Origin of the sequence: Wenyingzhuangia marina, from assembly GCF_900130035.1 — a bacterium.
Lineage (GTDB): Bacteria > Bacteroidota > Bacteroidia > Flavobacteriales > Flavobacteriaceae > Wenyingzhuangia > Wenyingzhuangia marina.
In genome coordinates, this window is sequence record NZ_FQXQ01000005.1 from 162,675 (window position 1) to 174,725 (window position 12,051).

Below are 12,051 nucleotides of genomic sequence, written 5' to 3' on the forward strand. Positions count from 1 at the left end.
ATGAAGAAATTTATCCAAACTATAAAAGACATTTGGTCTATCGACGAGTTGAAAACTAAAATCCTTTTAACATTAGGATTGATGGCTGTTTACAGATTTATGGCACAGGTAACATTACCCGGTATAGATCCTCAACAGTTAACAGCTTTAGGAGATAAGACTTCTGATGGACTTTTAGGTTTATTAAGCGCATTTACAGGTGGTGCATTCTCAAGAGCTTCTATAATGGCTCTTGGGATTATGCCATATATATCAGCATCAATTGTAGTTCAGTTAATGGGAATTGCTGTTCCCTATTTACAAAAATTACAAAAAGATGGTGAAAGCGGAAGAAATAAGATCAATCAAATCACACGTTGGTTAACAATAGGAATTACTATTGTACAAGGTGGAGCTTATTTAACAAGTTTACCTTCTTTAGGTATTCCTGCTGAAGCTTACCTTTTAGGTCAAGGTGGAATGTTCTGGATTTCTTCAATGATTTTATTGACTGCGGGAACAGTTTTTGCAATGTGGCTTGGAGAGCGTATTACTGAAAAAGGAATTGGTAATGGAATTTCATTATTAATTATGATTGGTATTATAGCTAGATTCCCAGGTGCATTTATGCAAGAATTAACCTCAAAGTATGCTGCTGGATCAGGAGGATTTATGATGATCCTTTTAGAAATAATAGTTTGGTTGTTAATTATCTTAGCAAGTATATTATTAGTAACAGCGGTTCGTAAAATTGCAGTTCAATATGCAAGACGTACTGTAGTTGGAAGTATAGATGATGCTCAAGGAGCAAGACAGTATATTCCATTAAAGTTAAATTCTGCTGGAGTAATGCCTATTATTTTTGCACAAGCAATTATGTTTGTTCCAGGATTGGTGGCAAGAAATACAGAAGGAACTGTACAAACAGTATTTAATGCTTTATCTGATTTTAATAGTTGGGGGTATAATATTTTATTTTGTTTATTGATTATAGTGTTTAGTTATTTCTACACAGCTATTACAATTCCAACAAATAAAATGGCTGAAGACCTTAAAAAAAGTGGAGGTTTTATACCGGGAGTAAGGCCTGGAGTAGAAACTGCAGAAAAATTAGATAGTATTTTGTCAAAAATTACGTTACCTGGATCTATTTTCTTAGCTTTGCTGGCTGTTTTCCCAGCCATCATAGTTCATTTCGGTGTTCAACAAAACTGGGCTATGTTTTATGGAGGTACTTCGTTAATAATTATGGTAGGTGTTGCAATAGATACTATCCAACAAATTAACTCGTACTTGCTTAACAGACATTATGATGGTTTAATGAAAACTGGAACGAAAAGAAGAGCGACTATTTAATTATGGCAAAACAAGCATCAATACAACAAGACGGTACAATTACTGAAGCATTATCTAACGCAATGTTTAGAGTTGAGTTAGAAAATGGTCATATTGTTACTGCACACATCTCGGGTAAAATGCGTATGCATTATATTAAGTTGTTACCAGGAGATAAAGTTAAGTTAGAAATGAGTCCTTATGATTTATCAAAGGCTCGAATTACTTATAGATACTAAAATATCATTACGATGAAAGTAAGAGCATCAATAAAAAAGAGAAGTGCCGAGTGCAAGATTGTGCGTAGAAAAGGCAGATTATATGTAATCAATAAAAAGAATCCTAGATTCAAACAAAGACAAGGTTAGTTATGGCAAGAATTTCAGGTATTGACATTCCAAAGAACAAACGTGGAGTAATCGCGTTGACTTATATTTTTGGGATTGGTAGAACTAGAGCTAAAGAGATTTTAGCAAATGCTGGAGTAGATGAGAACATCAAAGTTCAAGATTGGACAGATGATCAAATCGGAGCAATTCGTGAGCAAGCAGGTACTTTCACTATAGAGGGTGAATTACGTTCAGAAATCCAAATAAACATCAAACGTTTGATGGATATTGGATGTTTTAGAGGAATCCGTCACAGAGCTGGGTTACCATTAAGAGGTCAAAGAACTAAGAACAACTCTAGAACGAGAAAAGGAAAACGTAAAACTGTAGCGAACAAAAAGAAATAATTAAGTTATGGCTAAATCTAATACAAAGACCGCTAAGAAGCGTAAAGTTATTGTTGAGTCTGTTGGAGAAGCGCACATTACTGCTTCATTTAACAATATCATCATTTCTTTAACAAATAAAAAAGGAGACGTAATTTCATGGTCTTCTGCAGGTAAAATGGGATTCCGTGGATCTAAAAAGAACACTCCTTATGCTGCACAAACAGCTGCTGAAGATTGTGCTGCTGTAGCACACGAAGCAGGTTTACGTAAAGTTAAAGTTTATGTAAAAGGACCAGGAAACGGTAGAGAATCTGCTATTCGTACTATTCACAATGCTGGAATTGAAGTGTCAGAAATTATTGATGTTACTCCATTACCACACAATGGATGTCGTCCTCCTAAGAGAAGAAGAATCTAATTTTATTTATTATTAACACTAAGTTAGCAATTAAGTTATCGAAGGACTAAGCCTTAATTCATAACTGCTAACTTTTTAATTTTTTTATTATGGCAAGATATAATGGACCTAAAACTAAAATTGCTCGTAAGTTTGGTGAAGCAATTTTTGGTGACGACAAGTCGTTTGAAAAACGTAACTATCCTCCTGGACAACACGGGTTGGCAAAGAAAAGAGCTAAACGTTCTGAATATTCTTTACAGTTACAAGAAAAACAAAAAGCAAAGTATACTTATGGTATCTTAGAGCGTCAATTCTCTAACTTATTCAAGAAAGCACAATCTGCTGGAGGTATTACTGGTGAGGTATTATTACAATTATGTGAGTCTCGTTTAGATAACACAGCGTTCCGTATGGGATTAGCTAATTCTAGAAGTGGAGCTCGTCAGTTAGTATCTCATAGACATATTACGGTTAACGGAGAAATCGTTAACATTCCTTCTTACCAATTGAAGCCTGGTGATGTTGTTGGTGTAAGAGAAAAATCTAAATCACTTTCAGTTATAGAGAACAGTTTAGCTAGTTCTTCTGCTGTTTATGAGTGGTTAACTTGGAATAATGATACTAAAACAGGAACTTTTGTTACTGCTCCTGAAAGAATTCAGATTCCAGAAAACATCAAAGAACAATTAATCGTCGAGTTATACTCGAAATAATAATTAGACACCAGTTAACTATGGCAATTTTAAATTTTCAGAAACCAGACAAAGTTATCATGATCGAATCTACCGACTTTGAAGGTAAATTCGAGTTCAGACCGTTAGAGCCAGGTTTTGGTTTAACTGTAGGTAATGCTTTAAGAAGAGTATTATTATCGTCTTTAGAAGGTTTCGCAATTACATCTTTACGCATCGAGGGAGTAGAACATGAGTTTTCTACTGTACAAGGTGTTGTTGAGGATGTTACTGAAATCATCTTGAACTTAAAACAAGTACGTTTTAAGCAACAGATTGAAGACACAGATAAAGAAACTGTTTCGGTATCTGTATCGGGTCAGAATCAAATCACGGCTGGTGATATTCAAAAATTTACTTCAGGTTTTCAAGTTTTAAACCCAGATTTAGTTATATGTAACTTAGATAGCGCTGTAGCTGTTAGTTTTGATATTACTATTGAGAAAGGTAGAGGATTTGTTCCTGCTGAAGAAAATAAAAAAGTAAATGTGCCTTTAGGAACAATTTTTACAGATTCTATTTACACTCCTATAAAGAATGTTAAATATGCTGTAGAAAACTACCGTGTAGAGCAAAAGACTGATTATGAAAAATTAGTTTTTGACGTTGTTACTGATGGATCTATTAATCCTAAAGATGCATTAACTGAAGCTGCAAAAATTTTAATTCACCACTTTATGTTATTCTCTGATGAGCGTATCACTTTAGAGGCTGATGAAATTGCAAGAACAGAAACTTATGATGAGGAATCTTTACACATGAGACAGTTATTGAAAACCAAATTGGTTGATATGGACTTATCTGTAAGAGCCTTAAATTGTTTAAAAGCAGCAGAAGTTGAAACGTTAGGAGATCTAGTATCATTTAACAAAAATGACTTAATGAAATTTAGAAACTTTGGTAAAAAATCTTTAACAGAGTTAGACGAATTAGTAAATGTTAAAAATTTACATTTCGGAATGGATTTAAGTAAGTACAAATTAGACAAAGACTAAAAACCTTTCATATTTTGCTCCCCAAAAAGGGTAGATGCAAGATGAAAGCCAAAATCATTCAAAATGAGACACGGAAAGAAATTTAACCACTTAGGTAGACAAACAGCGCATAGAAATGCAATGTTAGCAAATATGGCTTGTTCTTTAATAGAGCACAAACGTATTAACACTACTGTAGCTAAAGCAAAAGCTTTACGTATGTACGTGGAGCCAATCATTACAAAATCTAAAGAAGATACTACACATAATCGTAGAACTGTTTTTTCTTACTTGAAAAACAAATATGCTGTTACTGAGTTATTCCAACAGATTGCTGTAAAGGTTGCTGATAGACCAGGAGGATATGTTCGTATCATCAAGTTAGGAAACCGTCAAGGAGATAATGCTTCTATGGCAATGGTTGAATTAGTTGATTTCAACGAAATTTACAATCCAAACGGTGCTAAGAAGAAAAAGAGTACTCGTAGATCTAAGAAAAAAGCTGATGCTCCTCAAGTTGAAGCAGTTGCTGAATCAAAAGAAACTACTGAAGAGTAAAATGATTTACTTCTAGTAAAATATATAAAGGATAAACTATTTAATAGTTTATCCTTTTTTTATATTTGCAAAAATATTTTTACAAACATTCTTTGTTGAAAGCTTAGGTGAAACACCTCCACCCAACAACAAAAACAACTTTTATGAAGTACAAAGAATTAAAGAAAGCAATTTTATTATTAGAAGATGGAACTATCTTCGAAGGAAAGTCTGTAGGTATTGAAGGTACTACCATTGGTGAAATATGTTACAATACAGGTATGACTGGATATCAAGAAATCTTTACGGATCCATCTTATTTTGGTCAAATTATGGTAACTACCAACGCACATATTGGTAATTATGGAGTAAATGATGATGAAGTAGAATCTGATGGAATTAAGATTGCTGGTTTGGTATGTAGAAATTTTAGTTATGAATATTCAAGAGATCGTTCTAATGGTTCTTTAGAAGAATATTTTAAAAAACATGGATTACTTTCTATTACAGATGTTGATACCAGAGCTGTTGTTAGTTATATTAGGAAGCATGGAGCAATGAATGCTATTATTTCTACGGAAGTTGATAATATTGATGGTTTAAAAGCTAAGTTAGCTGAAGCTCCAAGTATGAAAGGTTTAGATTTAGCTTCTGTAGTATCAACTAAAGAACCATATTTTTATGGTGATGAAAATGCTAAGTATAAAGTATCTGCTTTAGATTTAGGAATTAAAACAAATATTTTAAGAAATTTAGCTAAAAGAGATTGTTATATAAAAGTTTTCCCATGTACAGCTTCTTTTGAAGATATGGCAGCTTTTAATCCAGATGGTTATTTCTTGTCTAACGGACCTGGAGATCCAGAACCATTAAAAGGTGTTCAAGAGCTTGCTAAAACCATTATTGTTAAGGACTTACCTTTATTTGGAATTTGTTTAGGACACCAAATTATTGCCTTATCTCAAGGAATCTCTACTTATAAAATGCACAACGGGCATAGAGGTATCAATCATCCAATAAAAAACTTAATTTCTGGTAAAGGAGAAATTACTTCTCAAAACCATGGATTTGTTGTTAAAAGAGATGATGTTGAGGCAAGTGATAATGTTGAAATTACACATGTTCATTTAAATGATAATACTGTTGCAGGTATTAGAGTAAAAAACAAAAATACTTTTTCTGTACAATATCACCCAGAGGCAGGACCAGGGCCTAACGATGCAACTTACTTATTTGATCAGTTTGTTGAAAACATGAAATAAGATTAAAATTTAAATAAAAAAGCCATTTCGAAAGAAATGGCTTTTTTATTTAATCTAATAAAGAAGGATCTATATAAACATTATAGTCTTTTAGTTCTTCTAAGTGCTCTTTATAATTAAAAGCAGCTTTACTAAAAGCTTGCCTTCTTAGTTTATTGGTTTCAAGTCTACTTTTAGATCTTATAAAACGCCTTACATCTTCAGAATTTCTTAGTTTAAGTTTTGGTACAGTTACATTTTCTCCACTAGAAGTTTTAGCTACCATTACAAAATAAGAAGAATTACAATGTTTTTTTACTCCTGTTTGAATGTTTTCAGAAACAACTCTAATTCCTACAGTCATTGATGTTTTACCAACATAATTGACTCTTGCTTTTAAGGTTAAAAATTCACCTACTTCTACAGGATTTAAAAAGTTAACTGTATTTACTGAAGCGGTTACACAATAAGCTCCTGAATATTTTGAAGCACAAGCAAATGCTATTTGATCCATTAAATTTAAAATGTAACCTCCGTGAATTTTTCCGCTGAAATTAGAGTTTAGAGGTTTCATTAATTCTGTGATTTCAACAGCTGAGTCTTGTGGGCTTTTAATAATTGTATCCATGTGGTAAACATTTTATCAATACAAATATACGTAATTATATAAGTATTATTACTTAGTTTTTTTGATTGTTAATTTATAATATAATTTGAGATGGAGTTCACTTTTTACTTTTATTAGATGAACTATATTTTTAGAATAGATAAGGATTAATCAAACTTTTTTGCTTGTTCCCAATAAACATCCATTTCTTCTAAACTAAGATCTGTTAGTTTAATTCCTTTTTTCATGGTATTGTTTTCTAAATACTCAAAACGTTTTTTAAACTTTAAATTAGTACGTTCTAAAGCATTTTCAGGATTTACACCAATTAATCTAGCATAATTCACCATAGAAAATAAAACATCACCAAATTCGGCTTCTATACGCTTTTTATTACCTTTTATAATTTCTTCATTTAATTCTGATAATTCTTCTTGAACTTTTTCCCAAACTTGTTCCGGATGCTCCCAATCAAAACCAACGGCTGAAACTTTTTCTTGAATTCTATTAGCTTTTACCAAAGCAGGTAAAGAGTTTGGAACTCCTTGTAAAAGAGATATGTTTCCTTTTTCTTTTAATTTTAATTCTTCCCAGTTTTTTTTAACATCTTCTTCGTTTTCCACATTTACATCACCATAAATGTGTGGATGCCTGTGAATTAGTTTTTCTGAAATAGCAGTGGCCACATCTCCAATGTCAAAACTATTAGTTTCGCTACCAATTTTAGCATAGAAAGTAATATGTAATAGTAAATCTCCTAGTTCTTTTTTTATTTCATTTAAATCGTTGGCAAGAATGGCATCAGCAAGTTCATAAGTCTCTTCAATGGTTAGGTGTCTAAGAGATTCCAAGGTTTGTTTTTTATCCCAAGGGCATTGTTCTCTTAGTTCATCCATAATGGTTAACAAACGATCTATGGCAGCTAATTGTTCTTTTCTTGTATTCATTTTTTTTAGATTGTGTGGGATGTCAAAGGTAAAAAGTAGAAGATATATACAAAGGAATAAATAAAAAAGCTGCTAACATAAAAGTTAGCAGCTTTTTTATAATACAAACAATTGTTTGTTATGCTTGGTTTTGAGCTTCTTCCATTTTCTTTAAATCTTCTTTAATGCTTTCAAAGTCAAACTCAGCATTTACTAAAATGTTGTACCATTGTACTACTTTTTTGATGTTTGAAACATATACACGCTCTTCATCATACTCTGGTAACACTTCGCTAAATAAAGCTGTTAATTCGTTGTTTGGAGCTTTGTGACTTAACCCTTCTTTTCCTTCAAATTTATCGTGAATAGATAGAAACACTTGTCCTAAAGGAATTTCAGTTTCGTATGTATAAATACCAATATCGCTTAAAACACTTACATTTTGAGTGTTTTTTACAGGAGATTTTTTTCCATCTAACAAACTAGTAGTAATAAAACCACCTTTGGTTTGTCCTAAAATTTCATATAATCCTGGCTTCCCTGCTATTGCAATTACTTTTGTTAAACTCATTTCTATTTGTTTTTTTGTTATTTTCTCTTTGCGTTGAAATGACGCATTCTATAGTCTGCTCTAATTTTTCCTTTAGAAATATTTTCTAATTTCTTTTTAAGTAGCCTCTTTTTTAAAGAAGATACTTTATCGGTAAACAAGACTCCTTCAATATGATCGTACTCATGTTGAAAAACTCTCGCTGCCAATCCGCTGTAAGTAGCTTTGTGGGTTTCAAAATTTTCATCTTGATAAGTCACATGGATGGTTTCGTTTCTCCAAATTTCTTCTCTAATTTCAGGAATACTTAGACAACCTTCTTCAAAAGCCCATTCATCTCCTTCTTCAGATTCTATCTTAGCATTGATAAATACTTTTCTAAAGTTTTTTAAAACGTCCTTTTCAGCTTCTTCTAAATCTTCATCTTCAGCAAAAGGAGTTGCATCAATCACAAATAAACGGATTGATTTCCCTATTTGTGGAGCTGCCAACCCAACACCATTTGCATTTTCCATGGTTTCCCACATATTGGCAATTAAGGTATTTAATTCAGGATAGTCCTTATCTATTTCTTTACCTACTTTTCTTAAGACTGGGTCTCCATAGGCTACAATCGGTAATATCATATCAGTACGCTAAAATTCGATTGCAAAAGTACAAAGAATAGCTTTATACTTTGGTATAACAGCAATAAAAAAGCCAAAGTGTTCATTACTTTGGCTTTAGAGAATCCTTAAAATTTATTTTAATGATATTTTTTTAAATACCATTGAATGGTTTTTACAATTCCCGATTCAAAATTTTCATCAGCCTTCCAACCTAACTCTGTTTCAATTTTTGTAGCATCAATGGCATAACGTCTGTCATGTCCAGCTCTGTCTTCTACATAGTTGATTAAATCTTTATAGCTGTTTTTTTGGGGTTTTAATTCATCTAGAATTTCACAAATTTTATTGGCGATGTAATTGTTGTTTCTTTCATTTCTTCCTCCAATATTGTAAACTTCTCCAGATCTTCCTTTGTGATAAGCCAAATCAATTCCTTTACAATGGTCTAACACATACAACCAATCTCTGATGTTTTTTCCATCTCCATAAATAGGAATTGCTTCTCCATTAATAGCTTTTCTAATTACGGTTGGAATTAGTTTTTCATCGTGCTGTTGCGGACCGTAGTTGTTAGAACAATTGGTAATAACGGTGTTCATTCCATAAGTATGATGATAACTTCTTACCAACATATCGCTACTTGCTTTAGAGGCACTGTAAGGTGAATTTGGAGCATAAGGTGTTGTTTCTGTAAACAAACCAGTTTCTCCTAAAGTTCCATAAACTTCATCGGTAGAAACATGTAAAAACCTACAGTTTTCAAATCCTTTTTTATAGGTAAAGGGCTTTTCCATCCAATATTTATAAGCAACATCAAGCAACGTAAAAGTTCCGTTTACATTGGTTTCTATAAAGACTCCAGGATTAGAAATAGAATTGTCAACATGAGATTCCGCTGCAAAATGTAAGACTCCTTCAATATTATATTCTGAAAAAATATTTTCAATTAATTTTCTATCACAAATATCCCCTTTGATAAAAGTATGTCTTTCATGATTTTCAACATCTTTTAAATTCTCTAAACTCCCCGCATATGTTAACTTATCTAAACTGATTAAGTGATAATCTGGGTGATTTTCTATAAAATGATAGATGAAATTAGAACCGATAAATCCGGCAGTTCCTGTGACTAATATATTTTTCATTTATAATTTCTTTAAACAGTTAGACAAAGATGTTTTCCAATGTGGAATTTCAATATCAAATGTGTTTTTAATTTTTGATTTGTTCATCACACTATATGATGGTCTTTCTGCTGCTGTTGGATAATCTTTGGTTTCTATGGGCAACACTTTACAATTTGTGTTGGTTTGATGGAAGATTTCAAAAGCAAAATCGTACCAAGAACAAATTCCTTCGTTTGAGTAATGATATACTTCAACTTGATCATTATTTACTTTTGGCAGTATCTCCAAAATGGTTTTTGCCAAATCATAAGCATACGTAGGACTTCCCACTTGATCTGCAATAATGGTTAACAGCTCTCTGGTTTCGGCCAACTTTAACATGGTTTTTACAAAGTTATTTCCGTAAGTAGAGTATACCCAAGAAGTTCTAATAATAATAGAATGTTTTGGGTTGATGTCTATCATGGCTTGTTCTCCTAATAATTTTGTTTTTCCATAAACATTGATAGGATCGGTTAAATCATTTTCTTTAAAAGGAACATGATTTTTTCCGTTAAACACATAATCTGTAGAAGTATGAATGAACTTGATATTTAATTCTTTCGCAACTGTACTTAGGTTGATGGTCGCGATATGATTTACGGCATCACAAATACCTGTTTGTTCTTCCGCTTTGTCAACAGCGGTGTACGCAGCACAATTGATGATCGTTTTAATTTGATTGGTACTGCAAAACTCACGTACTTTTTCTAAATTGGTGATGTCCAACTCTGCTACATCCGTGAAAAAGAATTCATATTGTGAGTAATCTTTAGAAAGATGTTGAATTTCAGATCCTAATTGACCACTTGCTCCAGTGACTAAAATATTATTCATAATAGTTGATGTTATAATCAAACAAATCAGCGTTTCCTATGGTCGGGTTTTTAGTGTCTTTATCAGATAAAATCAATGCTGATTTTTCTAATCCCCAATCTATATTTAAAGTAGGATCATCAAAAGCCAATCCTCTTTCATTTTCAAAACTATAAAGATTATCTACTTTATAACTAAAAATAGCAGTATCACTCAATACCACAAACCCGTGAGCAAATCCTTTAGGAACCAATAATTGTTTTTTATTGTCAGCAGACAATTCTACCGCCACATGTTGTCCAAAAGTAGGAGAACCTTTTCTAATATCTACTGCCACATCAATCACCTCACCTTGAATCACTCTCACCAATTTTGTTTGAGCAAATGTTCCCATTTGGTAATGTAATCCTCTTAAGACTCCTTTTGTAGAAGAAGACTCATTATCTTGACAAAAATTAATTTTATACCCTAAGAATTCAGTTAAGGTATCTTCTTTAAAAGATTCCATAAAATAACCTCTGTGATCCCCAAACACTTTGGGTTCACAAATAATAACATCTGGAATTTCGGTACGTGTATATTTCATCTATTTTGTTGCTCTTCTAATTAAATACTGTCCGTATTCATTTTTCTTCATTTCTTGTCCCAAAGCTAACAATTGCTCTTGGCTTATGTAACCTTTTTCAAAGGCAATTTCTTCTATACAAGCGACTTTTAAACCCTGTCTTTTTTCTATGGTATGAATAAAGTTAGAAGCTTCTAACATAGATTCATGTGTTCCTGTATCTAACCAAGCATAACCACGTCCCATTACTTGTACGTTTAATTCTTTATTTTTTAAGTAAGCTTGATTTACACTGGTGATTTCTAATTCTCCTCTTTCGCTTGGCACTACAGCTTCTGCAATTTTAATGACATTATTAGGATAAAAATACAAACCAGAAACCGCATAATTACTCTTTGGATTTTTAGGCTTTTCTTCTATGCTTAAAGCTGTTTTGTTTTCATCAAAGTCAACAACACCATAACGTTCAGCATCATTTACATAATAACCAAAAATAGTGGCTTTGTTTTCGTTTTTAGCATTTTCAATAGCACTAGAAAGTAGTTTGATGAAACCTTGTCCATGAAAAATATTATCTCCTAAAATAAGAGCAACATCATTAGTTCCAATAAATTCTTTCCCTATAATAAAAGCTTGAGCCAATCCTTCTGGATTGGGTTGTACTTCGTATGAAAGTTTAATTCCAAGTTGGCTTCCATCTCCTAAAAGATTGATAAATCGGTCTTGATCTTCGGGTGTTGTAATGATTAAAATATCCTTGATTCCAGCAAGCATCAAAACAGATAAAGGATAATAAATCATGGGCTTGTCATAGATAGCCAATAATTGTTTGGAGGTTGCTTTGGTGAGTGGATACAATCTGGTTCCAGATCCTCCGGCTAATATAATTCCTTTCATA

The 12,051-nt window shown here is 32.4% G+C and carries 17 protein-coding genes; 9 read left to right on the plus strand and 8 right to left on the minus strand.

All coding sequences use genetic code 11. The annotated features are described in order from the left end of the window. From secY to carA, 9 genes are all read left to right on the plus strand, one after another. Nucleotides 1-1,335 carry a preprotein translocase subunit SecY gene (gene secY / locus BUB70_RS12190; RefSeq protein WP_073121991.1) on the plus strand — a complete coding sequence of 445 codons (1,335 nt, stop codon included), beginning with the start codon at nt 1-3 and terminating at the stop codon, nt 1,333-1,335. Nucleotides 1,336-1,337: 2 nt separating this feature from the next. Beyond that, nucleotides 1,338-1,553 (plus strand): translation initiation factor IF-1, encoded by a 216-nt coding sequence (gene infA, locus BUB70_RS12195; protein ID WP_010137062.1) that lies wholly within the window; start codon nt 1,338-1,340, stop codon nt 1,551-1,553. Nucleotides 1,554-1,565: 12 nt separating this feature from the next. Then, entirely contained in the window at nt 1,566-1,682 is a 117-nt protein-coding gene (gene ykgO, locus BUB70_RS12200) for a type B 50S ribosomal protein L36 (RefSeq protein ID WP_013621733.1), read from the plus strand. A gap of 2 nt (nt 1,683-1,684) precedes the next feature. Further along, on the plus strand, nt 1,685-2,050 hold the full coding sequence (gene rpsM / locus BUB70_RS12205) for a 30S ribosomal protein S13 (protein ID WP_073121993.1): 366 nt from the start codon (nt 1,685-1,687) through the stop codon (nt 2,048-2,050). 7 nt (nt 2,051-2,057) lie between these two features. Then, nucleotides 2,058-2,450: a 30S ribosomal protein S11 gene (gene rpsK / locus BUB70_RS12210; RefSeq protein WP_068827418.1), complete on the plus strand. Its 393-nt coding sequence runs from the start codon at nt 2,058-2,060 to the stop codon at nt 2,448-2,450. Nucleotides 2,451-2,539: 89 nt separating this feature from the next. Then, a complete protein-coding gene (gene rpsD, locus BUB70_RS12215; protein ID WP_073121995.1) occupies nt 2,540-3,145 on the plus strand; it encodes a 30S ribosomal protein S4 in 606 nt (201 codons plus the stop codon). 20 nt (nt 3,146-3,165) lie between these two features. After that, nucleotides 3,166-4,158 (plus strand): DNA-directed RNA polymerase subunit alpha, encoded by a 993-nt coding sequence (locus BUB70_RS12220; RefSeq protein WP_073121997.1) that lies wholly within the window; start codon nt 3,166-3,168, stop codon nt 4,156-4,158. 63 nt (nt 4,159-4,221) lie between these two features. Beyond that, nucleotides 4,222-4,695 carry a 50S ribosomal protein L17 gene (gene rplQ, locus BUB70_RS12225; RefSeq protein ID WP_073121999.1) on the plus strand — a complete coding sequence of 158 codons (474 nt, stop codon included), beginning with the start codon at nt 4,222-4,224 and terminating at the stop codon, nt 4,693-4,695. Between the two features lie 143 nt (nt 4,696-4,838). Then, nucleotides 4,839-5,936: a glutamine-hydrolyzing carbamoyl-phosphate synthase small subunit gene (gene carA / locus BUB70_RS12230; RefSeq protein WP_073122001.1), complete on the plus strand. Its 1,098-nt coding sequence runs from the start codon at nt 4,839-4,841 to the stop codon at nt 5,934-5,936. Nucleotides 5,937-5,985: 49 nt separating this feature from the next. Here the strand turns inward: carA and BUB70_RS12235 are convergent, their stop codons facing one another. From BUB70_RS12235 to rfbA, 8 genes are all read right to left on the minus strand, one after another. Next, nucleotides 5,986-6,543, minus strand: a complete 558-nt coding sequence (locus BUB70_RS12235) for an acyl-CoA thioesterase (RefSeq protein WP_073122003.1) — start codon at nt 6,541-6,543, stop codon at nt 5,986-5,988. A gap of 146 nt (nt 6,544-6,689) precedes the next feature. Then, the gene (gene mazG / locus BUB70_RS12240; protein ID WP_073122005.1) at nt 6,690-7,469 is read right to left on the minus strand and encodes a nucleoside triphosphate pyrophosphohydrolase; all 780 of its coding nucleotides are present in this window, start codon (nt 7,467-7,469) and stop codon (nt 6,690-6,692) included. Nucleotides 7,470-7,587: 118 nt separating this feature from the next. Then, nucleotides 7,588-8,019 carry a DUF5606 family protein gene (locus tag BUB70_RS12245; protein ID WP_073122007.1) on the minus strand — a complete coding sequence of 144 codons (432 nt, stop codon included), beginning with the start codon at nt 8,017-8,019 and terminating at the stop codon, nt 7,588-7,590. A 17-nt stretch (nt 8,020-8,036) separates the two neighbouring features. Next, nucleotides 8,037-8,624 (minus strand): peptide deformylase, encoded by a 588-nt coding sequence (def, locus tag BUB70_RS12250; RefSeq protein WP_073122009.1) that lies wholly within the window; start codon nt 8,622-8,624, stop codon nt 8,037-8,039. A 119-nt stretch (nt 8,625-8,743) separates the two neighbouring features. Continuing rightward, on the minus strand, nt 8,744-9,751 hold the full coding sequence (gene rfbB / locus BUB70_RS14180) for a dTDP-glucose 4,6-dehydratase (protein ID WP_073122011.1): 1,008 nt from the start codon (nt 9,749-9,751) through the stop codon (nt 8,744-8,746). Next, nucleotides 9,752-10,609 carry a dTDP-4-dehydrorhamnose reductase gene (gene rfbD, locus BUB70_RS14185; RefSeq protein WP_073122013.1) on the minus strand — a complete coding sequence of 286 codons (858 nt, stop codon included), beginning with the start codon at nt 10,607-10,609 and terminating at the stop codon, nt 9,752-9,754. Then, nucleotides 10,602-11,174, minus strand: a complete 573-nt coding sequence (gene rfbC / locus BUB70_RS12265) for a dTDP-4-dehydrorhamnose 3,5-epimerase (RefSeq protein WP_073121699.1) — start codon at nt 11,172-11,174, stop codon at nt 10,602-10,604. Before rfbC ends, rfbD begins: the two co-directional genes overlap by 8 nt. After that, nucleotides 11,175-12,050 carry a glucose-1-phosphate thymidylyltransferase RfbA gene (rfbA, locus tag BUB70_RS12270; protein WP_073121697.1) on the minus strand — a complete coding sequence of 292 codons (876 nt, stop codon included), beginning with the start codon at nt 12,048-12,050 and terminating at the stop codon, nt 11,175-11,177. Nucleotide 12,051: the final 1 nt, after the last annotated feature.

Excerpts from the sequence above, each read along its gene's own strand:
- secY (WP_073121991.1), top strand. The coding sequence starts at position 1 with ATGAAGAAATTTATCCAAACTATAAAAGACATTTGGTCTATCGACGAG.
- infA (WP_010137062.1), top strand. The coding sequence starts at position 1,338 with ATGGCAAAACAAGCATCAATACAACAAGACGGTACAATTACTGAAGCA.
- ykgO (WP_013621733.1), top strand. The coding sequence starts at position 1,566 with ATGAAAGTAAGAGCATCAATAAAAAAGAGAAGTGCCGAGTGCAAGATT.
- rpsM (WP_073121993.1), top strand. The coding sequence starts at position 1,685 with ATGGCAAGAATTTCAGGTATTGACATTCCAAAGAACAAACGTGGAGTA.
- rpsK (WP_068827418.1), top strand. The coding sequence starts at position 2,058 with ATGGCTAAATCTAATACAAAGACCGCTAAGAAGCGTAAAGTTATTGTT.
- rpsD (WP_073121995.1), top strand. The coding sequence starts at position 2,540 with ATGGCAAGATATAATGGACCTAAAACTAAAATTGCTCGTAAGTTTGGT.
- BUB70_RS12220 (WP_073121997.1), top strand. The coding sequence starts at position 3,166 with ATGGCAATTTTAAATTTTCAGAAACCAGACAAAGTTATCATGATCGAA.
- rplQ (WP_073121999.1), top strand. The coding sequence starts at position 4,222 with ATGAGACACGGAAAGAAATTTAACCACTTAGGTAGACAAACAGCGCAT.
- carA (WP_073122001.1), top strand. The coding sequence starts at position 4,839 with ATGAAGTACAAAGAATTAAAGAAAGCAATTTTATTATTAGAAGATGGA.
- BUB70_RS12235 (WP_073122003.1), bottom strand. The coding sequence starts at position 6,543 with ATGGATACAATTATTAAAAGCCCACAAGACTCAGCTGTTGAAATCACA.
- mazG (WP_073122005.1), bottom strand. The coding sequence starts at position 7,469 with ATGAATACAAGAAAAGAACAATTAGCTGCCATAGATCGTTTGTTAACC.
- BUB70_RS12245 (WP_073122007.1), bottom strand. The coding sequence starts at position 8,019 with ATGAGTTTAACAAAAGTAATTGCAATAGCAGGGAAGCCAGGATTATAT.
- def (WP_073122009.1), bottom strand. The coding sequence starts at position 8,624 with ATGATATTACCGATTGTAGCCTATGGAGACCCAGTCTTAAGAAAAGTA.
- rfbB (WP_073122011.1), bottom strand. The coding sequence starts at position 9,751 with ATGAAAAATATATTAGTCACAGGAACTGCCGGATTTATCGGTTCTAAT.
- rfbD (WP_073122013.1), bottom strand. The coding sequence starts at position 10,609 with ATGAATAATATTTTAGTCACTGGAGCAAGTGGTCAATTAGGATCTGAA.
- rfbC (WP_073121699.1), bottom strand. The coding sequence starts at position 11,174 with ATGAAATATACACGTACCGAAATTCCAGATGTTATTATTTGTGAACCC.
- rfbA (WP_073121697.1), bottom strand. The coding sequence starts at position 12,050 with ATGAAAGGAATTATATTAGCCGGAGGATCTGGAACCAGATTGTATCCA.